This is a genomic window from Hymenobacter plasmatis (assembly GCF_020711255.1).
Lineage (GTDB): Bacteria > Bacteroidota > Bacteroidia > Cytophagales > Hymenobacteraceae > Hymenobacter.
The window spans coordinates 66,114-92,688 of record NZ_JAJFAW010000007.1 but is presented as its reverse complement, the minus strand read 5'-3'; the positions used below and the strand labels follow the sequence as shown (position 1 = coordinate 92,688).

20 protein-coding genes are annotated in these 26,575 nt (G+C 60.7%); 3 read left to right on the top strand and 17 right to left on the bottom strand.

The window, feature by feature from the left end:
• Positions 1 to 80 precede the first annotated feature (80 nt).
• The 3 genes from LJ738_RS07050 to LJ738_RS07040 form a co-directional block, all read right to left on the bottom strand.
• The gene (locus tag LJ738_RS07050) at positions 81 to 1,121 is read right to left on the bottom strand and encodes a glycosyltransferase family 9 protein (protein ID WP_227785605.1); all 1,041 of its coding nucleotides are present in this window, start codon (positions 1,119 to 1,121) and stop codon (positions 81 to 83) included.
• A 382-nt stretch (positions 1,122 to 1,503) separates the two neighbouring features.
• Positions 1,504 to 1,968, bottom strand: a complete 465-nt coding sequence (locus tag LJ738_RS07045; RefSeq protein WP_068192418.1) for an Lrp/AsnC ligand binding domain-containing protein — start codon at positions 1,966 to 1,968, stop codon at positions 1,504 to 1,506.
• 407 nt (positions 1,969 to 2,375) lie between these two features.
• Complete coding sequence (locus LJ738_RS07040; RefSeq protein WP_227785604.1) at positions 2,376 to 4,607, bottom strand: protein-disulfide reductase DsbD family protein; 2,232 nt, start codon at positions 4,605 to 4,607, stop codon at positions 2,376 to 2,378.
• A 259-nt stretch (positions 4,608 to 4,866) separates the two neighbouring features.
• Between LJ738_RS07040 and LJ738_RS07035 the strand changes: the two genes are divergently transcribed.
• Positions 4,867 to 6,201 (top strand): hemolysin family protein, encoded by a 1,335-nt coding sequence (locus tag LJ738_RS07035; RefSeq protein ID WP_227785603.1) that lies wholly within the window; start codon positions 4,867 to 4,869, stop codon positions 6,199 to 6,201.
• A gap of 47 nt (positions 6,202 to 6,248) precedes the next feature.
• Here LJ738_RS07035 and LJ738_RS07030 read toward each other — a convergent pair whose 3' ends face one another.
• From LJ738_RS07030 to LJ738_RS06985, 10 genes are all read right to left on the bottom strand, one after another.
• The gene (locus LJ738_RS07030; RefSeq protein WP_227785602.1) at positions 6,249 to 6,674 is read right to left on the bottom strand and encodes an NINE protein; all 426 of its coding nucleotides are present in this window, start codon (positions 6,672 to 6,674) and stop codon (positions 6,249 to 6,251) included.
• 345 nt (positions 6,675 to 7,019) lie between these two features.
• On the bottom strand, positions 7,020 to 7,484 hold the full coding sequence (locus LJ738_RS07025; protein WP_227785601.1) for a TM2 domain-containing protein: 465 nt from the start codon (positions 7,482 to 7,484) through the stop codon (positions 7,020 to 7,022).
• A 494-nt stretch (positions 7,485 to 7,978) separates the two neighbouring features.
• Entirely contained in the window at positions 7,979 to 8,491 is a 513-nt protein-coding gene (locus LJ738_RS07020; RefSeq protein WP_227785600.1) for a gamma carbonic anhydrase family protein, read from the bottom strand.
• A 215-nt stretch (positions 8,492 to 8,706) separates the two neighbouring features.
• Complete coding sequence (locus LJ738_RS07015; RefSeq protein ID WP_227785599.1) at positions 8,707 to 9,690, bottom strand: radical SAM protein; 984 nt, start codon at positions 9,688 to 9,690, stop codon at positions 8,707 to 8,709.
• A gap of 111 nt (positions 9,691 to 9,801) precedes the next feature.
• Positions 9,802 to 10,575 (bottom strand): endonuclease III domain-containing protein, encoded by a 774-nt coding sequence (locus tag LJ738_RS07010; protein WP_227785598.1) that lies wholly within the window; start codon positions 10,573 to 10,575, stop codon positions 9,802 to 9,804.
• 143 nt (positions 10,576 to 10,718) lie between these two features.
• Positions 10,719 to 11,435 carry a YiaD family glycine zipper/OmpA-like lipoprotein gene (locus LJ738_RS07005; RefSeq protein WP_227785597.1) on the bottom strand — a complete coding sequence of 239 codons (717 nt, stop codon included), beginning with the start codon at positions 11,433 to 11,435 and terminating at the stop codon, positions 10,719 to 10,721.
• A 232-nt stretch (positions 11,436 to 11,667) separates the two neighbouring features.
• Positions 11,668 to 11,949 (bottom strand): YMGG-like glycine zipper-containing protein, encoded by a 282-nt coding sequence (locus LJ738_RS07000; protein ID WP_227785596.1) that lies wholly within the window; start codon positions 11,947 to 11,949, stop codon positions 11,668 to 11,670.
• 179 nt (positions 11,950 to 12,128) lie between these two features.
• Positions 12,129 to 12,875, bottom strand: a complete 747-nt coding sequence (locus LJ738_RS06995) for a YiaD family glycine zipper/OmpA-like lipoprotein (protein ID WP_227785595.1) — start codon at positions 12,873 to 12,875, stop codon at positions 12,129 to 12,131.
• Between the two features lie 117 nt (positions 12,876 to 12,992).
• Positions 12,993 to 13,895, bottom strand: a complete 903-nt coding sequence (gene accD, locus LJ738_RS06990) for an acetyl-CoA carboxylase, carboxyltransferase subunit beta (protein ID WP_227785594.1) — start codon at positions 13,893 to 13,895, stop codon at positions 12,993 to 12,995.
• A 166-nt stretch (positions 13,896 to 14,061) separates the two neighbouring features.
• Positions 14,062 to 15,108 carry a class I fructose-bisphosphate aldolase gene (locus tag LJ738_RS06985; RefSeq protein WP_227785593.1) on the bottom strand — a complete coding sequence of 349 codons (1,047 nt, stop codon included), beginning with the start codon at positions 15,106 to 15,108 and terminating at the stop codon, positions 14,062 to 14,064.
• Between the two features lie 181 nt (positions 15,109 to 15,289).
• Here LJ738_RS06985 and LJ738_RS06980 point away from each other — a divergent pair, with 181 nt between their 5' ends.
• Complete coding sequence (locus LJ738_RS06980; protein WP_227785592.1) at positions 15,290 to 16,318, top strand: OmpA family protein; 1,029 nt, start codon at positions 15,290 to 15,292, stop codon at positions 16,316 to 16,318.
• Positions 16,319 to 16,423: 105 nt separating this feature from the next.
• Positions 16,424 to 17,872 carry a hypothetical protein gene (locus LJ738_RS06975; RefSeq protein WP_227785591.1) on the top strand — a complete coding sequence of 483 codons (1,449 nt, stop codon included), beginning with the start codon at positions 16,424 to 16,426 and terminating at the stop codon, positions 17,870 to 17,872.
• Between the two features lie 102 nt (positions 17,873 to 17,974).
• Here LJ738_RS06975 and LJ738_RS06970 read toward each other — a convergent pair whose 3' ends face one another.
• From LJ738_RS06970 to LJ738_RS06955, 4 genes are all read right to left on the bottom strand, one after another.
• Positions 17,975 to 20,812, bottom strand: a complete 2,838-nt coding sequence (locus LJ738_RS06970) for a TonB-dependent receptor (RefSeq protein WP_227785590.1) — start codon at positions 20,810 to 20,812, stop codon at positions 17,975 to 17,977.
• 459 nt (positions 20,813 to 21,271) lie between these two features.
• Entirely contained in the window at positions 21,272 to 24,043 is a 2,772-nt protein-coding gene (locus LJ738_RS06965) for a TonB-dependent receptor (RefSeq protein WP_227785589.1), read from the bottom strand.
• 865 nt (positions 24,044 to 24,908) lie between these two features.
• Positions 24,909 to 25,532, bottom strand: coding sequence for a hypothetical protein (locus tag LJ738_RS06960; protein ID WP_227785588.1), 624 nt, complete (start codon positions 25,530 to 25,532; stop codon positions 24,909 to 24,911).
• Positions 25,532 to 26,362: a metallophosphoesterase family protein gene (locus LJ738_RS06955; protein ID WP_227785587.1), complete on the bottom strand. Its 831-nt coding sequence runs from the start codon at positions 26,360 to 26,362 to the stop codon at positions 25,532 to 25,534. The genes LJ738_RS06960 and LJ738_RS06955 overlap by 1 nt, the downstream gene beginning before the upstream one ends.
• Positions 26,363 to 26,575: the final 213 nt, after the last annotated feature.

Sequence of the window (26,575 nt, the reverse complement as noted above, 5' to 3'; positions counted from 1 at the left end):
ATAACAAAGGTACCGGACGCTGCGCGTACTGAGGCATAAACAAGTAGGCCCGCAGAATTGCTTCGGCGGCGCATGCTTGTTTAGCCCACCGAATTCAAGGAGTGAAGCAGCTGGTCTACTTCAATGGTATAAGCGCACCGAAAGTGCCCCAGCGGGCAGGCGCCGTGTCCGTGCAGCCCGCAGGGCTTGCACGCCAGCGGCTCGTTGGTTTGCACAATAAACGACACCGGCGAGAGCGGCCCAAACCCAAATTCGGGCACGGTACTGCAAAACACCGCCGTGACGGGCGCCCCCACGGCCGAGCACAGGTGCATCGGGGCCGAGTCGTTCACGTAGTTCATCTGGGCCCCACGCATGAGTGCGGCCGAGGCCAGCAGGCCCATTTTGCCGGCCAGGTTGGTCACGTTGGCGCGGCCGCTGGCGGCGGCCAGCCGCTCGCAGGGTGCCACATCGGGCGGCCCGCCCAGCAGGAATACCCGCAGGCCCGCGGGCAGCGCCGCAAGCAGCTCCAGCCACTTTTCCTCCGGAAACTGTTTGGTAAACCACACCGAAGTGGGCGCCAGGCACACATAAGGCTCGCCAGCAGCAAAAGCCGCGGCCGTAGCTTCATCAGCGGCCGAGGGATACAGCTTGGGCAATGAGGAATGAGGAATTGGGAATGACGAATTATTCGCCCTCAATTCTTCATTGCTGCGCAGCAGCGCCAGGTTGCGCGCTACTTCGTGGGTGCCGTCTCCAATGGTGTGCGGCACACGGCGCGTAAAAAACCGGCTCAACGGGTTTTTGGCGAAGCCCACCCGCTCCGGCGCCCTCGAAAAGGCGGTGAGAAACCCCGTGCTCGCGAACCGCTGCAGGGTGACTACCCGGCCGTAGCCGTTGGCCCGAATCTGGCGCAACAGCTGCCAAAGTGCGGCATACTTGCGGTGCTTTTTATCCCAAATCAGCACCTGGCGCACGTGCGGGTGGCCGGCCAACAGGCCCTCGTTGCCGCGGCGTACCAGCACATCTACCGGCGTGGCCGGCTCGGTGTGGTGCAGGTGCTCGAGCAGCGCCGTCATCAAAATAACGTCGCCAATGAAAGCGGTTTGAATGAGCAGCGTGGCGGACGGGGCAGTAGGCATGGGCGAAGCACAAAATTACGCTGCGCCGGCAGGTCTGGCTCTATTCTGCAGCGGCTGGTTTGTGATGAAGCGGAGTAAATGAGGAAAACAGAGAAAGAACGTCATGCAGCTCGAATCGAAGCTTCTTGCATGGTGAAGTAATTAAAACGCCTGTCATGCTGAGCCCACGAAGCATTTTATCAGGTTAGCTCAATTCGTTCTGCAGTGATAAGATGCTTCCTTCGTCAGCATGACAAAAGGTGAGCGAGATACTTCGGTGTGCTCTGCATGACGGACTTTATTGAGCAGCCCCGGCCCTTCACCAAATCCTTAAAACAACAGGGCCGCCGCAACGCACCTTGGTACGCTACGACGGCCCTGTTGCCAGTTGGAAGCCGACGAATTAAGTCAGTTGGGCTGGGCGGTTGATGACTTCTTCCAGGGAAATCAGCGTTTCGGTGCGCTCGATGCCGTCGATGGGCTGAATCCGGTCGTGGAGCACGTCGCGCAGGTGTTGGGTGTCGCGGCATACCAGCCGGGCAAACACCCCATACGCCCCCGTGGTAAAGTGAATGCTCACCACTTCCGGAATCTCGCGCAGCTGGTTCACCACGCTGGTATACACCGAGCTTTTCAGTAGGTAGATGCCCAAAAAGGCATTCACCCCGTACCCGAGCTTCTGGTAATCAATGCGAAGCGTTGCTCCCTGCACTATGCCGATTTCCTCAAGCCGGGCCATGCGCACGTGCACAGTACCGCCCGATACGTTGACTTTGCGGGCAATTTCGGTGTATGGCATTTTGGCATCCTGAATCAGTAGATTCAAGATATTCCGGTCTGTATCATCAAGTTCGTAATTTCTGGCCATTTTCTGCAGGTGGAAGTTAAAGGAAATACAAAACTAGGTGGTCATAATTAAGTTTTTTGCAAATTCTTAGTTGTTTAACCTTGTCGTTTGCATTAACTCTCTTATACTATTACATTTGTCACAATCCAAGGCTGAAAGCCAGGGCTATTAAGTAGCAGAGAAGCAGGTGCTGGCAAACGCTGATACGTCAGCGTTATTGCGGGCTAACTTACTCACGGAAGGTTTATTCCTTTCACTACGGCCGTGGTTGGATACAGAGGAGAAGAGGGGAAAACGGGGCAGCGCATCTGGGTGGGTGCGCGCCTCACACAAGGAAGAGGCGGCCTCTGGGTGGGGGCCGCCTCTTCATGTTTAAACTCATTTAAGGAAATAGTTTGCTGCCTCAGTTGGGCTGACCGGCCGCATGCTTAGCGCGTGGCCACCGGGGCCCGCTGGTTGCTGAACTGCTTGAGGCCTGCTTGCAAAAACGCACTGAATTGAGCCACATCGGGCTCGTAGGCTATGGGAGCAATCAGGGGCTTGCTGGCGGCATCGTCCGGGTCGATGATTACATAGTAGGGCTGGGCATTGAAGCCGTAGCGGGTCACCTGCAGGTCGGCGTTTTGCTTGCCCAGGGTGGTTTTGAGCTGCTTGTCGCGGGCCGAGGTGTACCACTCTTTCTCGGGTAGCTCGGTCTTATCGTCCACGTACAGCGCCACCACCACAAAGTCGTTGCGCAGACGCTCGAGCACCTGCGGGTCGCTCCACACGGTTGCTTCCATCTTCCGGCAGTTCACGCAGGCATGACCCGTGAAGTCGATAAAAATGGGTTTGTGCAGCTGGCGGGCGCAGCGCTTGGCCTGCTCCAGGTCAAAGTAGCCGTTGAGGTTGTGGGGAAGCTCCAGAAACTCGCCAAAGCGGGGCGCCTCGCACTGCTGGGTCTTGCCGCTGGCCGCTATGGCCGGGCTGCTGCCGTTTTCGGCCGTAGCCAGCGAAAAATCGTGCTTGCTCTGGGGCGGCAGGTAGCCGGCCAGCAAGGGCAGCGGCGCCCCAAACAACCCGGGCACCAGGTACACGGTGAAGGCAAACGCCAGCACGGCCATCATCAAGCGGCCCACGCTGAGATGGTCGAGCGGGGAATCGTGCGAGAGGCGGAATTTGCCCAGCAGGTAGAAGCCCAGCAGCGCCGACAGCACAATCCACAGCACGATGTACACGTCGCGGTTGAGCAGCTGCCAGTGGTAGGCCAGGTCGGCGGTGCTCAGGAATTTCAGGGCCAGCATCAGCTCCACAAAGCCCAATACCACCTTCACCGTGTTGAGCCAGCCGCCGGAGCGGGGCAAGCTTTTCAGCCACGACGGGAAAATGGCGAACAACGTGAAGGGCAGCGCAAACGCCAGCGAGAAGCCCAGCATGCCCACAATGGGCTGAATCCGCTCACCCCGGGCGGCCAGACTCAGAATGCTGCCCACGATGGGCGCCGTGCACGAAAACGACACCACCACCAGCGTGAGGGCCATGAAAAAGATGCCCGCCCAACCGCCTTTGTCGGCCTGGGTATCCACGGTGTTCACGATTTGGTGGGGCAGCGTGATTTCAAACAAGCCCAGAAACGACAGGCCAAACACCACGAAGACCGCAAAGAATATCAGGTTGGGCAGCCAGTGCGTGCTGATGAGGTTGGGGCCATCTTCGCCCAGCAGCACCGATACGAGCACGCCCATCAGCACATAAATGCCAATGATGCTGGCCCCATACACCAGGGCCTTGAGGATGCCACGCTGGCGGCTGTCATTGCCGCTGGTGAAGAGCGAAACCGTCATGGGCACCATGGGAAACACACAGGGCGTAACCAGCGCGGCCAGCCCAAAGGTGAACGCCAGGAAGGCAAAGCCCCACAGCCCACCGGCCTTGCGTACGGCATTTTCGGGGGCCGTGGCGGGTGCGGCCGGCGCGGCGGCCGTCACCTTGGCATCCTGGGCGGCGCTGGGCACGGCATCGCCCGGAAGGGCCGGCGCGGTGGCCGCTGCCAGTTGTGTGGCCGAATCAGACGGGGCCGGCGTCGTAGCAGCCGGCGCAAGAGCCGCGGGGGCAGCCGCAGGAGTTGCAGCTACTTCAGTTTTAGCGGGATTCGCGGTGGGTGCGGCGGCACCAACACTCTTGGCCGGAGCTGCGGCGCCCGTCACGGCGATGGGGCCGAAACTCAGGGTTTCATTGCCGGGCACGCAGCGGCCGTCCACGGTGGTGCAGCTCTGGTAGTCGGCAGCGGCTGTGATGGTGAGCGGGCCGGGCTTCAGCACTTTAATGCGCTGGCGCATCTGGCCGGTTTTTTCCCAAAAAGCTACTTCGCCTTTAAAAACTTCGTCTTGCTCGTGGTGCGATTTAACGGACTGCAACTTGCCCACCAAGGCATAAGCCGGGCTGGGCTTAAAGGCCAGGGTGAACACCACCGGCCCTACTTCGTCGCTAAAATCAGAGGCGTAGAGATGCCATTTGTCGTCGATGCGGGCATTCACCACCAGCTCAATTTCGTCTCCCACTTTGGCCGTGGGGCGGCTCAGGGCCGTGCTCAGGTGCGTAGGCGTGAGTATCTGGGCGGTGGCCGGAACCACCACACCCAGCCAGAGCAACAAGAACTTAACCATCAAATAATTCTTCATAATCGCAAACCAGAAGCATCGTGTATAGTGTTACCTCTTCAACCTGGAAGAAGGCGCTGGCTGCGGAATCCGTTCCCGCCCATTAGTGGCGCAGACGGTTACCTCCGCAGTTGCTTACACGGGCTTTCTTCCACAAAATAAGGGTGTCCGTACCACAAACTGCTAGCCGGAAAGTTCAGCGGGCCAACCGCCCGCGCTAAACTCCGTACTTTTGAGCAACTAAGGCCCCCAGACCGACCGCGTCGAGGGGGCCATTCACATGGGCTTACAGATATTATTTACCGTTTTACTCGTTCTAGTAAACGGATTTTTCGTGGCTGCCGAATTCTCGCTGATTCGCGTGCGCCTTTCGCAACTGGAGATAAAAGCCAAAGAGGGCAGCCGCATGGCCAGCCAAGCACTGGGCGTGTTGCACAAACTCTATGACTACCTCTCGGCTACCCAGCTCGGCGTTACTATTGCCTCGCTGCTACTCGGTGCCGTGGGCGAAGAACTCTTCACCGAGATATTTCTGGGGCTGATGCCGCGCCTGGGCCTGCACGTGGCGCCGCTCACGGCGCACAGCATCGCGGTGGGCCTGGGGCTTATCATCCTGACGTTTCTGCACGTGCTGTTTGGCGAGCTGTTTCCGAAGGCGCTGGCCATTCAGCGCCCCGAATCGGTGAGTTTGGCGCTGGTGCTGCCGCTGCGCGGCTTCTACTTCATCACCCGCCCGCTCACATGGTTCTTGTCGAAAGCGTCCAACCTGATGCTGGGCGCCGTTGGCATTCAGAATTCGCACGGCACCGAGGCGCACACCTCCGACGAGCTGCGCCTGCTGCTGGACCAAAGCAAGGAAAGCGGCGAGATTCAGGACTCCGAGCACGAGCTGATTGAGAACGTGTTCCAGTTCAACGACCGGATGGTGAAGCAGATTATGGTGCCCCGCACCAAGCTCTCGGCCCTAGACGTGAACGCGCCCGAGGACCAGATTCTGGACATCGTCTTCAACGAAGGCTATTCGCGCATGCCGGTGTACGAGGGCAACATCGACAACATCGTGGGCGTGCTCAACGTGAAGGACCTGCTGCCCATCATCCGGCGCGGCGAGCCCGTGGAGCTGGCCCGCATCATGCGCCCGCCCTACTTCGTACCCGAAACCAAGAAAATCAACCGCCTGCTGCGCCAGTTCCAGCGCAAGCACATTGTGATGGCCATTGTGAGCGACGAGTTCGGCGGCGTGTCGGGCATCGTCACCATCGAGGACATCATGGAGGAACTGGTGGGCGAAATCCAGGACGAGTACGACAACGAAGTGCCGGTGGTGGAGAAGGTAGCCGAGGATGAATACCGCGTGAACCCCGCCACGCCCATCTCCGACGCCAACGAATACCTCCCCTTCCCCCTGCCCGAAGGCGAAGACTACGAAACCGTGGGCGGCCTTCTCAACGTCATCTACGGCAGCATCCCGGAAGTGGGCGATGTGGCCGTGCTCGACCCCTACGAGTTCCGGGTGCTGCAGCGCTCCCGCCGCGCCGTGGAGCTGGTGCAGCTGCGCGTGACCACTGTAGCCGAGCGCGCCGAGCCGCGCAACGACCTCGGCGACGAGGTATAGGCCTGGCTCATGCCTGGTGCCGTAACAGGGGCTTGCCAAACAGCACTTTAGAACTTCCCATTCGGCGGCTCAAGCCCACCGGCCAGGATGCGCACGCCGTCAAACAGCGCACGCAGGTACACGTAAGCGATGCCGCCTGCGCCCAGTAGGAGGAGGAAAATGCCTACAACCGCCCCGCCCATGCCGACACCAAGAGCCGCCGAGTTGGCAACCGGAACGGCGATTAGCATCAGCCCGATGCACGCCAGCGTGGTCAGCAAATAGGCAAGGGCCGGCTTGCGGTCGCCCAGGTAAAACAGGTGCGCCCCCAAATACCCAAATAACACCGCCAAGAGCACTGCCAGGCCCTTGCTGTAGTGTAGCGCAGGCTCCGGCGCTGGAAGTTGAGCCAATTGAGCAGAATGGGAGACCTTATGCTGCTCAACCCGCGCCGATGGCACCAAGGCAACTGCTTTCGATAGGGTTGGATACATCACTTGGCGAGCAACTGGCTCAATTCGCCGGCGAAATACCCGGCGCACTGTTGGCAGGTGCATGCCCCTGGCCTTTTGGTGTTTTGGCTCGGCTGCTTCGGCTGGCTCAGTAAGCGTAGCTGCAGTAGCTACCTGATTCTTATGCTCGGGCTGTTGTTGGGCACTAATGGGCTGAAACGTGTAGCTGGAACGATGGCACCCGCTCAGGGCAGTCCCCAACAATAGGGCAATGCCAAGGGATAGATTCACAAGAAGGCGGTTGGTCATGGCGTTGAAGCAAGGTGTCGTTGTGCGTAGCCGAGCGTGCCGAGCCGCGTAGTGAACCGGGCCGACGAGACAGAAAATTTATTTCTGGGCGGGATTCGGCGGGGTATTTTCTGGCTTGGGCCTGATTTGAAATAAACGCGGGTAGTAGTTCCCATTGCGGGGTTTCAGTTTTCCCATCAGAATTCGGATGATGTCGACCAGCAACCAAGCCCCTATCCCTGAAAGCATTAAAATGCCAGCGGTAGCAGAGCCCGCAATACCGCCCACAAAGGCCACGAAAGGCACTACTAATAGTGCTAAGACTATCGAGGCATATCCTTGGCCGGTATAGCCCAGATAGAACCGATGGAGGCCACTCAACCCTCCAAAAAGCGCCATCACCAAGGCAACCCCCTTGCTGCGATTGCGAACAGGTGGAGCTGGCTCCTGCAGTCGGCTAGTAATCAGGAATCCCTGAACAACATGCTGTTGGGCTTTCTGCCGCAATGCCGGAGTTCGTGCCGGCGCAAGTCCCGCTGTGCCCATGCTCCGGCGAATGGGCATTCTCCGAAAATAAGTCCGCCGGGCACTTCGCTGGCGCCTCGGCTCCATCGCTGTAATGCGGAGTACGGGGGCCACCACCAACGGCGGTGCAACTCCAGTTCCTGAAGCGCGGACAACCGGCTGAAACGTGTAACTGACGCGCTGGCAACTACCAATCAGCCCTGATAGTGTGAAGCCAAGTAGCGCACAAACAGCGCGACAGCAGATTGACATTGTTTACGAAGCGTGAAGTAGAAGCGCAACGAAGCAACACCATGATGGCAACTCCTTCCAAGTAAAAATGCGAATACAGTAGACTTCGCATTCATCGTATCGAAGGCAAAAAAGCGGCTTCAGCTACTCTCAACGACAATAAACAAAGCCATTTTGCGGACTTTACGAACCGACTACTGTCGAGCAAAAGAAACTCCCCGACACATGGCGCGTCGGGGAGTTTCTGAGAAGTCAAATTGAGCTGACTTGGACCAATTGCCGGCACGTACCCTGGCCTGCTCCTACCGAAACCAGCTTGCGTAGGTCTGGTAATTGGCAGCGGTTCGCTCCAGCCCTTTTCGCTGCTCCTCGGTCACGGGCTTGATTTTCTTGGCTGGCACGCCCGCATACAGGTACCCCGGCTCACACACGAAATTCTCGAGCACCACTGCTCCGGCTGCGATGATGCAGCCGGTGCCTACCACAGCGTGGTCCATCACAATAGCGCCCATGCCGATGAGCACATCATCTTCCACGGTGCAGCCGTGCACGAGGGCGCGGTGCCCGATGCTCACACGGCTGCCGATGGTGAGCGGTGCTTTCTGGTACGTACAGTGCAGCACCGCGCCATCCTGAATATTGGTTTCTTCGCCGATGCGGATGCGGTGCACATCACCGCGAATCACAGCCGTGAACCAGACGGTACAGCCCCGGCCCAGCACCACATCGCCTACGATGGTGGCATTATCAGCCACAAAGCAGTCGGGCGAGATTTGTGGATGGAGGCCATTTACAGGGAGGATAAGAGCGGGCATAGGTTTTAGCAGTGAGCAGTGAACAGTGAGTAAAAGAACGTCATGCATAGCGCAGCGAAGCATCTTTACTGGGTAAGCAAACCTAATCGTCTGTCATACTGAGCGCAGCGAAGCATCTTATCACCGCGGAACGACTCGTCCGCACGTGATAAGATGCTTCGCTGCGCTCAGTATGACAGACGCATGGGTTTATGACATTAGCTCAACTAACTCAGCTATACCCCAATCAACCGCTTCCACGTGCCTTTTTCCCAATTATACTTCAGCGTGCTGGGCAGCGCCTGCCAGAAATATTTGCTGGTCTCAACCGCGAAGCTGGGCTGCATATAGCAATTGATGGTGCAGCCCTCACACGCCGGCAGCCGGCCTTCGAGAGCCGCCAGGCGCTGCGTTTCGGGAGCATTGTAGAGCTCAAACAGCTTGCCTTCAATAGGGAATTTTTGCTCCCCTAAGTGGTAGCAGGGCAGCACCAACTCGTTGCTGGGCGAGATAACCAGCGTGGTGCTGGCGGCCCGGCACACGGGCGCGGCCACGTGGTTGCCGCCGTCGCGCCGCAATTCAATAAACGCTTCGTTCAGGTACACGCCCTTGCGCTTGCCGAAGGCGGAGAGGTAATCCAGCTCTTCGGGCGTCAGCTGCTCGCCGGTTTCCACGTCGCCGTATTCGAAGGCGGGGTTGAGGATGAGCACCAGGCCGTTGGGCTGGGTAATGTCGCGGTACACCGCTTCCAGGTCCGCCAGGTTTTTGCGGAACACGGTAAAGAGGATGTCGGGCCGCTCACCCAGCGCCTTGGCCACGCGAAGGCTTTCGAGCACAAAATCGTAGCAGGCCACCCCACGGCCCAGGTCGTGGGTGTCGCGGTCGGCTGAGTCCAGCGAAAAGTGCAGCATGTCCACCAGCCCGCGCAGCTTTTCCGCGTTCTTGGGATACAGCAGGCCATTGGTGGTCACGGTGGTGATAAAGCCCATCTCGCGCGCCAGGGCCAGAAACTGGGGCAGCTGGCGGTGCAACAGGGGCTCGCCACCGGTGAAGTCAATCACCGAAACGCCCAGCCGCTTGAGGTCGCGCAGGTTTTGGGCCACATCCTCCAGCGTGATGTAGGGCGAGGGCTTTTCCCAGATGTCGCAAAACGCGCACTTCGCATTGCAGCGGTACGTGACGTAGTAATTGCAGAGAACGGGGTGCTTAACGAGGCGCATGGTGGTAGCGCGGGCTTTTAGTCCGCGCGTGAGCTATTCTTCAACCACGAATTTCAAATTTCGCACCTGAACACTTTTTCAACTCGCGGACCAAAAGTCCGCGCTACAAAGCTAATGCGGCAGCTTGCCCCAGGCGGCCGGGTCCCATTGCGCGGGCGTGGCGGCCAGTGCCTCGGGCGTGGCCGCGCCGTAGTGCTCCAGGTAGTAGTTGCAAAAGCCCTTCAGAGGGCAGCGCGGGCAATTTGGCCTTAGGAAAAAGCAAATCTGCTGCCCGTGCCAGTAGTTGTGCTTGTGGAAGTTGAACAGCGTTTCGGCGTCGGCGGGCAGCAGTGCCAGCAGCACCGCATGGGCCTTTTCCACCGAGACCTTGGGCCCCAGAAACCCCACGCGCTGGGCTACCCGGTGCACGTGCGTATCCACAGGGAGCACGGGCTTGTGGTAGTTAAAAAGCAGCAGCAGCGACGCCGTTTTCAGCCCAATGCCGGGCATTTCGGTGAGCCAGGCCATGGCGCGCTCCAGTGGCCAGTCGGCCAGAAAGTCCAGGTCAAACGGCCCACCGGTTTCGGCCTGGATGCGGCGCAGGATTTCCTGGATGCGCGGCGCCTGCGTATCGGGCCAGCGCGTGGTGCGAATGGCGTGGGCCAGCTCGGCCGTGGGCGCCGCCAGCACCCCGGGCCAGTCGCCAAACGTCTCCAGCATGCGGTCGTAGGCCAGTTCCTCGTCGGCGTGGGTGGTACGGTGCGAGAGAATGGTCGAGACCAGCTCGCGCATAGGCGTGCGGCGCGGCTCGGGCGGCAGGTGGCCGTAGAAATGGTCGAGAATGACGTGGTCGGCCCAGGCTTTTTCGGCGGCGGGCGAGGCGTAAGTAGCGTCGGGTGCGGGCATGGCTGCTTGTACCGGCCCGCGCTGGGCAAGGTTGTGCCACGCCGCCGGTTGAGCTAAAAAGCCATAAAAAAACCGGCGGCCAGGGCGGCCGCCGGTTTTTCAATTGAGTGCCGCAAACCGGGTTTGCAGCCGGGTAGCTTGGCTTAGAGCTGGCCTTTCTTGGCAGCTTTCTGCATTTTCTCGTTGGCGAAAATGGCTACTTCCACGCGGCGGTTAGCAGCTTTGCCAGCGGCGGTGCTGTTGTCGCCTACGGGCTGAGTGGAGCCGTAGCCGGTGGCCGTGATGCGGGCAGCATCCACGCCCTGGGCCTGAATTTCATTCGACACAGCCTGGGCCCGGCGCTCGCTCAGGGGCTGGTTGATGGCGTCGGAACCCGAGCTGTCGGTGTGGCCTTCTACCACCACGTTGGTATCGGAGTACTTTTTCAGCGTAGCGGCCAGCTGGTCGATGTTACCAGCAGCATCGGCCGTCAGGTTAGACGAGTTGGTGGCGAACAGGATGCCCGAAGCAAAGGTGATTTTGATGCCTTCGCCTACGCGCTCAACTTTGGCGCCTTCCAGGTCGCGGCGCAGTTCGGCAGCGGCTTTGTCCATTTTGCGGCCGATGAGGGCACCGGCAGTACCACCCACGGCAGCACCAATGATGGCACCCTTAGCGGTACCGGATTTGCCGCCAATCAGACGGCCGGCCACGCCGCCGGCTACCGCACCACCCAAGCCGCCGATGAGGCCGCCTTTGAGGGTTTTGCTCATGCCTTTCGGCTTGTCAGTCGATACGGTGGTGCTTTGGGCTTGGGCAAAGTTGTTTACCAACAGCAACAGTGCCAGTAAGAAGGTCAGTGATGAGCGGAGAAATTTCATAATCAAAAAAAAGGGTTGGGTAATAAGTAAACGGCCTGAAACAATTCGCTGCGGGGGCAACGGGCCGGCAAGTACGCCATTTGCAACCACCTTGCCAAACTTTCCAGGCTCGACGGTAGCAGCGCTTACTGTTGCGTAACATGGCGTGCCTCAGTGATAAAAAAACGGCCCCACTAAAAAGTGAAGGCCGTTCTTAGCTCAACAACACCAGAGTTGCCGTCGGCGGTTCCTGCTATTTCTTCTTATTGTGGTAAGCGTTGTAGCGGGCCGGGTCCTGCTTCTTGTCTTTTCTGCGCCCCAGCAGGCCACCGCCCACGGCACCCGCAGCGCCGCCGATGATGGCACCCTTGCCCCCGCCGAGCACTGCGCCCGTTACGGCACCCGCGCCACCGCCAATGGCAGCACCCTTGGCCTTATTGCTCCACGTCTTTTTGGGCGTCTGGGCCTGCGCAGCCGAGCCGGCCAGCAGCAGGAAGGAGAACACCAGCAGAAAAAATACCTTGAGCGTTTTCATGTCAGATAAAAGTTAAGGTTGAAAGACAACGCTGATTTAAACGCGGGCAATTTGGTAGAGGTTGTACCGGAGCCGCGTAATCTGGTACGGTCGGGCAAGAATAATACCACTAAAAAAAGGCCGCCCAATCGGGCGGCCTTTTTCCTAGGGTTGTTTGCCTGCTACAGAGCTAGCTCAACTTACAAGCGGCCTTCTTCGGCAGCTTTTTTCATCTTCTCGTTGGCGTAGATGGCAACCTCAACGCGACGGTTGGCCTGCTTGCCTTCGGGGGTGCTGTTGTCGGCCACGGGCTGGGTCGAGCCGTAGCCCTGCGTGGTGATGCGGCTCGAAGACACGCCTTTGGCAATGGTAGAGTTGGCCACGGCCTGGGCCCGGCGCTCGCTCAGGGGCTGGTTGATGGCATCCGAACCGGTGTTGTCGGTGTGGCCTTCAATCAGCACGTTGGTGTCGGGGTATTTCTGCAGGATAGCGGCCATCTTGGTGATGTCCGTTTCGGAAGCCGGACGCAACGTGGCCGAATTCGAGTCAAACAGAATGCCCGAGTCGAAGGTGATTTTGATGCCTTCGCCCACACGCTCTACTTTGGCGTCTTTCATGTCGCGCTGCAGGTCTTCGGCCTGCTTGTCCATTTTGCGGCCAATCAAGGCACCGGCCGTACCACCGGCCGCCGCACCTACAATAGCGCCAATGGCCGTACCGCGGGCACCACCGCCAATAACGCGGCCCAGGATAGCACCAGCGGCCGCGCCGCTACCGGCGCCAATCAGGCCGCCTTTGGTGGTTTTGCTCATGCCGGTTTTGCGGGCACCGGTACCGTTGTTGGTCGAGAGGTCGGGCTGGGTCGTGGTCTGCTTCGTGCTCGCGCAGGAGCTGAATAACAGCACGAAAGCCATCAGCACGGAAAGAAGGGATTTGGAGGTGTTCATAGGAAAATGAAAAGTTGGTGGAGATATTCTCGGGCTTATACGGGAAAAACCCGTTCCGGTAACGGAAACGGGCTTTTCAATAAGTGTGCCGAAAGTAAAAAAAGCCCTGGGCTGGCCCTAATGCGCTTTGGATGAAGCCCGACGGGCATCGCGCGCCTCAGGCGCCGCCACCGCCGCCGGCTGCAGCATGCCCAACAAATCGGCCAGGCGCTGCTTCAGCTCGCGCCGGTCCACAATGAAATCGAGGAAGCCGTGCTCGAGCACGAACTCGGCGCTTTGAAAGCCCTTGGGCAAATCTTTGCCGATGGTTTCTTTGATAACCCGCGGCCCGGCAAAGCCGATTAGTGCGCCCGGCTCGGCAATATTAAAGTCGCCGAGCATGGCAAACGATGCCGTGACGCCGCCCGTGGTGGGGTCGGTGAGCAGGCTCACGTAGGGCACGCCCGCTTCCGAGAGCAGGGCCAGCTTGGCCGACGTCTTGGCCATCTGCATCAGCGAGTAGCCGGCTTCCATCATACGGGCGCCGCCGGAGCGCGAAATCATGAGGAAGGGCGTTCGGTTTTTGCGGGCAAAGTCAATGGCGCGCGCAATTTTCTCGCCCACCACCGAGCCCATAGAGCCGCCGATGAACTTGAAATCCATGGCCGCCACCACCAACGGCTGGCCCGTCGACAGGCCGTGGGCCGTGCGCACGGCGTCTTTCAGGCCAGTGTTGTGCTCGGTGGCGGCAATGCGCTTGGGGTACTCCTTGGTGTCGACAAAACGCAGCGGGTCGCCGGACGTCAAATCGGCGTCGAGCTCAGTAAAGTGGCCGTTGTCGAACAGGAACTCGAAGTAGTCGGCGGCGTCAATCCGGTCGTGGTGGTTGCAGGAGCCGCACACGTACCGCAGCCGCTTGTGCTCGGCCATGGTCACCACCGTTTTGCACTCGGGGCATTTGTGCCAGAGGCCGTCGGGCGTCTCCTTTTTTTGGTCAGTAGGGGTGACGATGCCCTTTTCTACGCGCTTAAACCAGGCCATTTGATGTTAGCTTTTAGCTGTTAGCGGATGGCTATTAGCTTTTATTTTTGAGGAAGAGCCGCAAGCTTCAGGCTTGCCGTGACTAATAAAACAGGGCATCAAAGATAAGCCATAAGTACTGGCCTGTTTTAGCCCCATGCTGAACACTGGCGGCCTGCCCTTCTCTCTACGCAATGGTGATGGATTGGTCGAGGTAAACATCCTGAATCGCGTTCAGCAGGTCCACTCCCTCGGCAAACGGGCGCTGGAAAGCTTTGCGGCCCGAAATGAGCCCCTGCCCACCGGCGCGCTTGTTGATGATGGCCGTTTTCACGGCGGCCTCGCGGTCGCCGTCGCCCAGGCTTTCGCCGCCCGAGTTAATCAGCCCAATGCGGCCGGCGTAGCAGTTGAGCACCTGGTAGCGGGTCAGGTCGATGGGGTGGTCGCTGCTGAGCTTGTCGTACATGGCCGGAAAGGTCTTGCCGAACTTCAGTGTGGTGAAGCCGCCGTTGTTTTCGGGCAGCTTCTGCTTGATGATGTCGGCGCCCATGGTCACGCCCAAGTGGTTGGCCTGGCCGGTGAGGTCGGCCGCCACGTGGTAGTCTTTATCGTTGGTTTTGAAGGCGTTGTTGCGGGTGTAGCACCACAGCACGGTGGCCATGCCCAGCCGGTGGGCCTCCTCGAAGGCGGCGGTGACTTCGATAATCTGGCGGTTGCTTTCGGGCGAGCCGAAATACACGGTGGCCCCCACGGCGGTGGCGCCCATGTCCCAGGCCTGCCGCACCGAACCGAACATAATTTGGTCGAACTTATTGGGATAAGTCAGCAGCTCGTTGTGGTTGATTTTGACCAAGAACGGGATTTTGTGGGCATACTTGCGGGCCACCGTGCCAAAGGTGCCGAAGGTGGTGGCCACGGCGTTGCAGCCGCCTTCCACGGCCAGCCGCAGGATGTTTTCGGGGTCGAAATACATCGGGTTGGGCCCGAAGGACGAGCCCGCGGTGTGCTCAATGCCCTGGTCGACGGGCAGGATGCTGACGTAGCCGGTGCCAGCCAGGCGGCCGTGGTTGTAGATGGCCCCGAGACTGCGCAGCACCTGCGGCGTGCGGCTGCCGGGCACAAAGCACCGGTCCAGGAAGTCGGGGCCGGGGGCGTGAATCATGTCTTTGCTCACCAGCGCCTCGTGCGTCAGCAAGGCTTCGTTTTCTCGGCTCAGGACGAGGGAGGAGGCCATGGGAAGGGGAAAATCGGGGTGAGTGCCGGCCCAGTGGGCTGCTGAGCAAATATAGGTCGAAAAACACGAGGCAAATCGGGCTTGGGAGGCGCTGGCTGCGGGTTAAGCGCTACCTTGCTCTTCCATTACGGCCGGACTGCCCGGCCTTCCACCGCCCGAAATTCAGCCTTCTATTTATTACGTGAAAAACTTCTCCCCTGCCCTGCTGGCCCTGTCGCTGCTGGCGGCGCCCGCCCTCAACAGCTGCGTAACCGCCAAGAAATACGACGACCTGAGCGCCCGCCAGAAGGCCGACGCCGACGGCAAAGCCACCGCCGAGCGCCAGTACCTTGGTGCCACGGCCGAGCTCAAGAAAGCCAGCGACGAACTGGCCCAGCTGCGCCTCACGCAAAAGCGCCTCGTGACGGACTCTGCCGAAACCGGCGCCGCCTACCGCAAAACCCGCACCCTCTACAACGAGCTCAACAACAGCTACGACAAGCTGCTCAAGAACAGCGACCGGGAGTTGGCCAACAAATCCTCCGACTACAACAAAGTAGCCAAGGACCTGGCCCGCCGCGAAGCCGAGCTGGGCGAACTCGACACCAACCTGCAGAAGAGCAAAGCCGAAAACGACCGCCTCGCCGCCGACCTCAAGGTGCGCGAAGCCCGGCTCACCGAGCTCACCAAAGCCCTCGCCGAAAAGGACAAGGCTGTAAACGACCTGAAGGCCCGCGTGAGCAAGGCCCTGCTCAGCTTCAACTCCAGCGACTTGCAGGTGAAGCTGAAAGATGGCAAGGTGTACGTGTCGCTTTCCGAGCAGCTGCTGTTCAAATCCGGCTCCACGAAGGTGGACCCCAAAGGCCAGGAGGCCCTTAAGAAGCTCGCCACGGTGCTGCAGGAGCAGAAAGACGTGAACGTGGTAGTGGAAGGCCACACCGACAACGTGCCCATCATGCGCGGCACCGCCGGCCTCACCGACAACTGGGACCTGAGCGCCCTGCGCGCCACCGAAATTGCGCGCCTGCTCACCGCCAGCGGCGTGCCGCCGGCGCGCGTCACGGCGTCGGGCCGCGGCCAGTACGTGCCCGTCGCGGCCAACGACACGCCCCAGAACAAGGCCATGAACCGCCGCACCGAAATCATCCTCACCCCCAAGCTCGACGACCTGTTTCAGATTCTGGACAGCAACTCGGCCACCCCAGCGGCCGCTGCTCCTACTGGCAAATAAATAATACGGGCAACCAATACCAGTAACCCTCTGATTCACGTTACTTTCACCAGCCCGGCACCCGCTGTCGGGCTGGTGTTTCGTTTCTACCTCTTCAATACGGCGATGCGTCCATCTTTCCTCTTCCGCAGCACATTGCTTCTGGTTTTATGGTGGGGCAGTTGCCTGGCGGCCCGTGCCTCTCACTGGCTGGGGGCCGACCTTACCTATGCGTATGCCGGCACGGCGGCGCTGCCCAATCAGTACCGCATTACGGTGCGGTTGTTTCTGGATGCCAATGCAGTGGTTCAGGATACGGACATCTTGTTGACCTGCGGAAAAAACGGGTGCGGCACGGCCCAGGCCGGCAGCTTCACCACTCACCTGATACGCACGGCCGAGGTAACCCTAAGCCAAGGCTGCGCCACCAGTGGCGCTAGTGGCGGCATCTACTACCGGGTAACCACGTTGGAGGGGCTGGTGCAGCTTCCGCCTGCTGATTGGACGCTGAGCATTAACGGAGAGAACCGACGCTCTGGGTTGGTTAACATGGCCAAATCGGAAATGCAAAGCATTTATGTGAAGGCCGAGCTGCACAATGCAACCGGCCTGATAAATTCCTCGCCCCGGTTTACTACCGCTGAGCTCATTCAGCTTTCCGGCCTGCAGGCGCGGTCTTTCAGCCTGAATGCCTACGACAACGAAGGCGATTCGCTGGTGTACCAGCTCGTGCAGCCGTTGGCGGCTCCCACTACATCGCCGGGCTGCGGCGCGGCTACGGCCGGGCCCATCGCGCCGCATTTTCAAATTAATGCGGCTACCGGCCAGCTACTCACCGGCAGCGGGCAGGCAACGCAAGGGATTTATGCCCTGGCCGTGCGCATCGACGAGTACCGGCGCATAAGCGGCAGCTGGCAGCAGATTGGCAGCATCACGCGGGACATGGACTACTGGGTGGTGCTCAGCAACAACCAGCTGCCCGCCTTTACGCGCGTGGCCCGCACCGGCAGCCCAGGTAGCCAACTCCTGGGCCAAACCATTCGCGTGAACGCCGGCCAGACGCTTTCGCTCACGGTAACGGCCACGGATGCCGATGCGGGGCAGGTGTTGGCCCTGAGCAGCCATGTGCCGGCCGTCTTTCCTGGCGCCACCTTTCAGGACCTCGGCAATGGCCAGGGGTTGCTGACCTGGCAGGTGCCGGCTACCCAGCCACTAGGCCGCTACGCCCTGACGGCCACCGCCACCGACAACGCGTGCCCGGTGCCCGGCGCCGAAGTCTTGACGGTACCCGTGGTGGTCATCCAGCAGTTACTAGCCATCCGTCCTGCCCGCCAGCCGCTGGCCCAACCGCCCTACCCTTCGCCGTTTCAAGACGAAGTGCGCTTTCAGCTTGCCCAACCCGGCCGCCAGCCCGTGCTCATTAGCGATGAGTTGGGCCGCACCGTGGCGCAGCTGCTAACCGCCGCCGATGGCAGCCTGGTGTGGCACCCGGGCCCGGCCGTTGCCGCCGGCTTGTACCTGGCCCGTAACCAGAGCGGCAGCCAGGTGGCGCGGCTTTCCTACGCTGGCCGCTAGCGTCCCGCCCCGAGTGGGGCTGGGCACAGAAGTCGTCATTCCTCACAAAAAAAGCCAGCCCAATTGGGCTGGCTTTTTTGTTGTTTGCAAAGGCAGGTAACCCTACGGCAGCGTCACGTTCACGCGGGCGAAGTAGTAGGCCCCGATGAAGCCGAACTGGTTGGCCGGGTACACGAAGCGGCCCCGGTTGGTGTTGTCGAGTGAGGAGTTATAGCTCAGGTTGGGGTCGGCCGAGAAGTTGAACTCGTTGTTGCGCGGGCTCTGGATAAACTTGTCGGGGTACACGTTGAACACGTTGTTTACGCCCACCGTCAGCCCAACTTGCTTGATAACCTGGGCGCTCAGCGTCAGGTCGGTAATCCACTTGGCGCGGAAGGTCTGGTCCAGAAACGAGCGGGCTGGGTCGGCGTCTTTGTACTGAATTTCGCCGAAGCGCACGGTGCGGGCTTCGAAGCTGAAGATGCCGTGGCCGATGTTGGCGCTCAGGTTGACTTTGCTGCGGGGGTTGCCGTTTTCGAGGCGGGCGCGCTGCTGGCGGTCAAACAGCGTGTTTTGCAGGCCAGCGGTGCCGGGCGTGGGGTCGTTGTTTACGGTCGACGACGTACTGTTGAAGCTGCGCACCACCGTTTCGTTCAGGTTGGCAGCGGCCGTCAGGGTCAGGCGGTTGTTGTCGCCCAGCACCAGGCGCTCGGTGGCCACGATGTCGACGCCGCGGGTGCGGGTGTTCACGGCATTGGCGAAGAACTGCACCCGGCTCACGGGCAGCGTGCCCAGAATGGTGTTCACCGTGGGGTTGGTGCGTGTAAACTGCGAGGACAGCACAATGCGGTCGGAAATATCAATCTGGTAAGCATCCACCGTTAGCGTCACGGTTTGGGCCACGCGGGCGGTGAGGCCCAGGCTGTAGTTGGTCGACTTCTCTTGCTTGAGGGGCGCCACGCCGAAGCCCTGCTGGCCGCTGCCGCCCAGGCCGTTGCGGACAATGGGGTTTTCGTTGTTCACGGTGAGTACCTGGTTGGGCACGCCGCTCACAAACTGGGTGCTGGTGTTGGTGAAGTAGCGCTGCTGCAGCGAGGGCGCCCGGAAGCCGTTGCCGATGGAGCCGCGCAGGGCCAGGCCCTCTACCACGGTGAAGCGCGCGGCGGCCTGGCCGCTCAGGTTGCCGCCGAAGTCGGAGTAGTGCTCGGCCCGGCCGGCCAGGTGCACCAGCAGCCTCTCGGACACGTCGCTTTCCAAATCGAGGTAGCCGGCCACGTTGGTGCGCGACTTGTTTACCTCATCCTGGGGCTGGTAGCCGGGGAACACCTGCGCGCCCGCCGCGGCGGGGCCCAGTACCACCGGCGTCACGCCCGGGGCGCTGGTCACCACCTGGCGGCCGCCGCTGATGTAGGAGGCGTATTCGCCGCGGCCAATCTTGAAATTATCAACCCGGAACTCGCCGCCCAAGGCCACGTTCACCGAAGGCAGCATGCCCACGTCGGTAAACTTGCGCGACAAGGCCAGGTTGGTGGTGTTTTGGCGGAAAGCCAGGCGCCCGGCGTAGAAACTGGTGGGGTTCAGGGCCGGGTTCAGTGGCAGCGAGGCGTTGATGGAGCCGTCCACGTCGTAGCGCAGCTCGTTGCGGCCGAAGGTGTTGCTCAGGTCGGCCGCAAAGCCGCCGATGGTCTTGCGCAGGCCCACGATGGCCGACTGGTCGTAGATGGTGGTGTTGATGAAGGGCAAAAAGCCATTCGGGAAGATGGTCAGGTCGCTCTGCGTGGGCTGGCTGGGCAGGCGGTTGAAGCCGGGGCCCCGGCCGGTGCGGTAGCTGGCCCCGCCCGACACGTACACCTCGTAGCCCTGGCCCAGGCGGTAGGCGCTGTTCAGGAAGCCGCCGAAGTTGCGCGTGGCCGACTGGCCCACCCGGATGTCCACGCGGTTGAAGCCATTCTGGGCCACCAGGGCGTCGTCCTGGGCCTTGAGGTCGCGGCGGGCCTGCTCGGTGGTGGCCGTACTGGGGTAGTTGCCGCCGTTGTTGCCCAGGTAAATGAGCGGCGAGGTGTCGCGCAGGGCCCGGTTCACAAACCCGCGGTTCAGGAACTGGCCGCTCAGGTCCAGAAAGCCGCGCTTGTTCAGCCCAATTCCCACGTTAAAATCGGCCTGTTCGGTTTTGCCGTCGCTCTCCACGGTTTGGCCATAGAGGCCGCTGGCACTTACACCCGTGGAGTCATCCTTGAGCTGAATGTTAATCACGCCGGCGATGGCGTCGGAGCCGTAGAGGGCCGAGGCGGCATCGCGCAGCACTTCGATGCGCTTGATGCTGGCCGTGGGAATCACGTTCAGGTCGGTACCCACCGAGCCGCGGCCCACGGTGCCGTTGATATTGACCAGCGACTGGTTGTGGCGGCGCTTGCCGTTCACGAGCACCAGTACCTGGTCGGGGCCGAGGCCGCGCAACGAGGCGGGGTCCACAAAGTCGGTGCCATCGGAGATGGACTGGCGCGACGATTGAAACGAAGGCGCCACGTACGACATCACCTGCGTCACGTCGGTTTGGGCAAATGCGCGGATTTCGCGGGCCGAAATCACGTCGACCGGGGCCGTGGTCAGGATGTTGGAGCGGCCTTCGCTGGCGCGGGAGCCCGTCACCACCACCTCATTCAGGTCCTGGGCCGCGGCCACAAGGCGCACGTCGGGCAGGGTGGTGCGGCCGTTCACCGGAATCTGCTGGGTGGCAAAACCAATGGCTTGAATGGTGAGCGTAGCCTCGGGCGCGACGGAAAGCGAAAACTCGCCGTTGCCGCTCGTAGAGGTGCCGTTGGAGGTACCACGCTCCAGCACTGTGGAGCCAGGCAGCCCCTCGCCCGACGCCCCCACCACCCGGCCGGTCACGGTTATTTTCTGGGCCTGCGCTGTCAGCCCACCCAGGACCAACAGCAGAATAAGTAAAAGATTTTTCATGCGGAAAAAGGTTGGTAAAAAGATATAGAGATTTGAAAAAGAAGAGCTTAAAACCGCAGCCTCTGGCTGGTCGTCAGGGCCTTCCCACCGGCCAACCAGCACAGGACATCTTCTGCAAAAAGTTTTTGGAATTGTACAAAAGCCAACCTTACAGCCGGCTAGCACCCTCATGGACAGGCGTAACCGAATCCTGGCGGACAACAACACCGAAGGCGAGCAGTAAGCAGAGGCATAAACTCAGGGGGCTGTGATAGCCCAAGCTAATGACCGAGGCCCACAAAGTCAAGCCCTTGGCAATGAGGCACCTTGACTAAGCTCCTCCTTGGGCCGCTCGGGGTTGAGCTGGTTTCCGGCGTGGGCAGGCTCCCAGGGCACGGCTGGTTACCCGAGGTGCCAACACCAAAAAGGCCAGCTCAATAATTGAGCTGGCCTTAGCTTAGGTCGCTGAAACCGATAACGCTACAGCGTCACGTTCAGGCGGGCGAAGTAAAACGCGCCGTTCATGCCGAACTGGTTGGAGCCGTACACGAAGCGGCCGCGGTTGGTGGCGTCGAGGGTCGAGTAGTTCAGGCTTTGCTCGTTGTTGTTGGGGTCGAGGTAGAGCCGGTCGGGGTACACGTTGAACAGGTTGTTCACGCCCACGCTCAGCCCAACTTGCTTGAGGAGCTGGGCGCTCAGCGTGAGGTCCGTCACCCACTTGGCAGCAAAGGTCTGGTCGATGAAGGAACGGGTGGGGTCAGCGTCCTTGGTTTGCACCTCGCCAAAGCGCACGGTGCGCAGGTTCAGGCCGAAGATTTTGTAGCCGTAGTCGGCGCTCAGGTTGATTTTGCTGCGCGGCTGGCCGTTTTCGAGGCGGGCCCGCTGGGCGCGGTCAAACAAGGTGTTTTGCAGGCTGGCGTTGTTGTCGATGAACGCGGAGCTGTTGAAGCTGCGCACCTGCGTCTCGTTGAAGTTGGCGGCGGCCGTTAGCGTCAGGCGGCTGTCGGCGCCCAGGGTCAGGCGCTCGTTGGCCACGATGTCGATGCCGCGGGTGCGGGTGTTCACGGCATTGGCGAAGAACTGCACGCCCTGCACCGGGTTTTGGCCCGGGCGCGGGTTGGCGGTGAGAATGGCCGCCACGGCGGCATTACCCCGGCTAAACTGCGAGGAGAGCACAATCCGGTCGCGGATGTCAATCTGGTAAGCGTCGGCCGTGAGGGTGAAGGCCCGGCCCACGCGGGCGGTGAGGCCCAGGCTGTAGTTATTCGATTTCTCCTGCTTCAGCGGCCCAATGCCAAAGGCGCGGGTGATGGGGTCGTTGTTGTTGGTGGTCAGCACCTCGCGCAGCTCGCCGCTGGTAAACTGCGTGCTCGAGTTGGTGAAGAAGCGCTGCTGCAGCGAAGGCGCCCGGAAGCCGTTGCTGATGGCGCCGCGCAGGGCCAGCGCGTCGAGGATGCTGTAGCGGGCAGCCACTTTGCCGCTCACGTTCGAGCCAAAGTCGCTGTAGCGTTCGGCGCGGCCGGCCACGTCCACCAGCAGCTTCTCGGTTACGTCGCTTTCCAGGTCCACGTAGCCGGCCACGTTGGTGCGCGACTGGTTCAGGGCGTCGGAAGGCCGGTAGCCGGCAAACCCCTGCGAGCCGGCGGCGGCCGGCGCGCCGTTTACTTGGCGCGAGCCCAATATATAGGAGCCGCTTTCGCCGGGGTTAATCTGGAAGTTATCGACCCGAAACTCCCCGCCGAAGGCCACGTTCACGGTGGGCAGCAGCCCCACGTCGGTAAATTTCCGGGTGAAGCCCAGGTTGGTGGTGTTCTGCTGAAAGGCCAGCTCGCCGGCGTAAAACTCGGTGGGGCTGGTGCCCTGCGGCAGCGAGGCGTTGATGGTGTTGCTGATGTCGTAACGCAGGGCGTTGCGGCCGTAGGTGTTGCTCAGGTCGGCCGCAAAGCCGAATACCTGGCCCCGCAGGCCCACAATAGCCGAGCCATCGTTCACGGTGCTGTTGATGAACGGCAGGAAGCCGTTGGGGTACACGGCGGGGTCCGATTGCGTAACGGCGGTAGGCAGCCGGTAGAGTGCCCCCGAACGGCCGGTGCGGCGCGTGAGGCCGCCCGAGAAATAGGCTTCCAGCCCAATGCTGGGCGCCAGGGTGTAGGCCGCGTTCACGAAGCTGCCGTAGGTGCGCGTATCGGCGCTGCCCACCCGAATGTCGCGCCGGTTGAAGCCGTTCTGGTTTACCAGGGCATTGTCGCGGGCTTTCAAATCAAGCTTCTGCTGGGAGCTGAGGCCCGCGGGGTACGCGCCACCGCTGGTGCCCAGGTAAATGAGCGGGGCCGTATCGAGGCCGCTGCGGTCCACAAAGCTGCGGTTGCTGAACTGCCCGCTCACGTTCACAAAGCCGCGGTGGCCCAGGCCAAACCCGGCGTTGGCATCGGCCTGAAATAGCTGGCCATCCGACTTGCTGGTTTGGCCCGCGGTGCTGCTCACGTTCACGCCCGTGGTGTCGTCCTTGAGCTGAATGTTGATGACGCCCGCAATGGCATCGGAGCCATACTGGGCCGCCGCGCCCTCGCGCAGCACCTCAATGCGCTTGATGGCCGCGGGCGGAATCACGTTCATATCGGTGCCCACCGAGCCGCGGCCGGGTGTGCCGTTGATGTTCACCAGCGCCGAGGTGTGGCGCCGCTTGCCGTTCACCAGCACCAGCACCTGGTCGGGGCCGAGGCCGCGCAGGGTGGCGGGGTCCACAAAGTCGGTGCCGTCGGTCACGGTCTGGCGCGTGCTCTGGAAAGAGGGCGCGATGTACGTCAGGATTTGGGTAACGTCGGTTTGGGCAAAGGCGCGAATTTCGCGGGCCGAAATCACATCCACTGGCGACGTGGTGAGGATGTTGGAGCGGCCCTCGGTGGCGCGCGAGCCCGTCACCACCACTTCGTTGAGCTCGGTTTGGTTGTCGGCCAGGCGGATTTCCAGGGTGGTGCGGCCATTGAGCGGCACTTGCTGGGTAACGGAGCCTACAGCAGAGAAAACCAGGGTGGCTGTGCTGGGCACGTTGCTCAGGCTGAAGCGGCCTTCGCCATCGGTCGAGGTGCCGTTGGTGGTGCCTTGCTCCAGCACCGTTACGCCGGGCTGGCTTTGGCCGGCGGTGTTCAGTACACGGCCCGTCACGCTAATATTTTGCGCCCAGACGGCCACGGTAGTCAGCCACAACAGCAGCGCCACCAGCCCGGTGCGGGTAATAAATGGATTACTCATAAGTAAGAAGGGGGAAAAGGGCTATTCGTTGCGGGTAGCCACCATGGGCCGATTTTGCGCAACGGGAAAGCCAGAAAAAGAAAAGTGGACCGCTCCGGCCACGCCAAAGCGCGCCGGAGCTACCAGAGGAACTGAAAAAACCCGAGAAAGAGAGATGGACCAATCAGGTCACGGCATTCTAAGACGGCGGCCGGCAGCAGTTGGCACGTTACCGCGCCCCATTTGCCCAGCCCGAATTAGAACGAAGTCGCCAGCCGCAGGGCCGCCGGCAACCAACTACTTGCTACAACAGTAACAGCAGCCAGCTACAGTGGCGCCCACGGGCACGAACTGGCTGGAAGTATTTAAGGGAAAGCAGGTTGTATTCAGCCCAATTGCCTGCAAGTGAGGCGCGGCTGAGAGTAATTGTATCACGTAGCAACAGTATAATCTAACACCCGGGCTGCATCAGCGCCCGAAATCGAGCCTGTATAAGTCGAGGAGTTATCAAATGGTTTAAATAATTTCTCGATTGTCCTCCCGCGTGCAAGCCCAGTGTTGGGTTTAGCTCAACTACTGCCGGGATTTTATAACATGCCTTAGGTATCTCCCCTACCGAACATTGCTGAAGCTACAGAAGAAAATTGGGCTGATTAGAGCGGTTTCAAAGCGAGCATACGGCTGGGTGGTAACGCGGACTTTTAGTCCGCGAGTCCGTGCCGCCTACTGCATAGCGGACTAAAAGTCCGCGCTACTGCCCAGCGACTCCGAAACTGCTCTTGATGGCCTACCGAAACTGTTGAGCGCGGGCAATAAAAAGCCGTCATGCAGAGCGGAGCTGAAACATGACGGCTTTTTGTCAACCAATCGGCTATTACTGTACTACTTAAAAATCAGCTTTAACGCCCAGCGCCAGGGTCAGAAGCTGGCCGATGCCCAGCCCACCGTTGCGGTTGTTGAGGTAGCTGGCCAGGTAGAGGTCGTTGCTGCCCAGCTCGTAGTAAAACGACACTTTGCGGGGCAGCCCGGTAGCTGGCACCGGCGCCGTAAGATAGGTAACGCGGCCACCCACCAGCGGGCCGTAGCGGGTATCGGTCGAAAACCAGTAGTAGTCGCTCGAATACTGGCCCTTTATCTCGTCATTCACGGTGCCGTGAGTATAGCTAAAATACGCGCCCACAGTTATGGGCAATACCTGCACCTGCTCGGTCACCCGCAGTCGGAAAGGCGAGTACATGAACTTCAGCGAGGCCAGGCTGAGTGTGGAACCGGCGTAGCGCTTGGGCACGTAACCGATTAGAACGTCGGTTTCCAGGCGGTCTTTGGCAAATTCGTAGCCCGCACCGCCGGCCACCATGCCCAGCCCACCGCCGGTTTGGAGCACCAGGTGGCTGGGCCGGTACCATGGGTGCTCCACGGGGGGCCGCCGCGCCGCGGCCGTATCGGGTGGGCCGGCGGCCTGGGCGCCCAGCGCCGCCAACAGGAAGGCAGATAGCAAGTACGTTTTCATTAGAATGCTACCCGTTTAATGCGAAACTGCTTGTCGCCCCACACCGTCACCACCATGTAGTGGCGCTCCGAAAACGCGTCGGAGTTCACGTAGGTCACGCCGTCGTTGAAGGGCTGGCTGATGCTGGAGGAGTGGTTGTGGCCGTTCATTTTGAATACCAGGCCACGGGCCTCACGCAGGGATTGCACGTAGGGCGCGCGCAGGGCCGGGTCAAAATCTTCGTTGGTGGGCGGTACGTGCGAGATAACCACCTGCCGCCGGGCCCCGTCGAGGCTGGCCAGCTGGGGCCGCAGCCAGCCCAGGTTGGGCACCTGGCCGTTGAAATTGTATTCGCGTCCGTTGGTATCCACCATGGTAAACTTGGTTTCGCCGTACACGAAGGAATAATCCAGGGCGCCGAAGATGTGCTGGTAGGCCTCGCGGCCGTTGCCCACCAGGTCGTGGTTGCCCACCACGGTCACGTAGGGCATGTACAAGCGCCGCAGCTTCTCATCTACCCAGCGCATTTCGCGGCCGAGGCCAAAGTCGGAAATATCACCCGCTACCACCAGGAAGGAGATGCCCGGCTGCTGGTTCACGCTGGCCACCAGGGCCTCAGCTTCGTCGTAGAACTGCTGCGAATCGCCGGTAAAAACAAAGCGGAGGGTATCGCCGGCGGGCAATGGCTTGGCCTGCAGCTTGGCCAGGTTCTTCTGGGTAAGGTTGGTAAACTCCTCGGGGACGCGGTGGTCGTTGGGGCTGAATTCGAGCATATCGCAGCCCGCCAGGCCCAACAGGGCGGCCAGGGGCGCGACGCGTGAACAGCGGCGCAGAAAAGGAAGGGAGGGCATGGGAGAAGGCCAGCAGCGAGCCGGGAACTGTAAATAGTCCTTAAACAGGGCTTAGATTAATCTAGTTGGCTATAGCGCTGTTTTTAACGAAGTTTTAATGTGGGTACGCTCGTGCTTTGCCTCAATCAAAAGCTCATGGCGGGTGAGCCACCGCCACTTAGCTACCCAGACGATTTCCGGTTCCGGTTATTTCACTGGCCCTGGCTTTAGCCC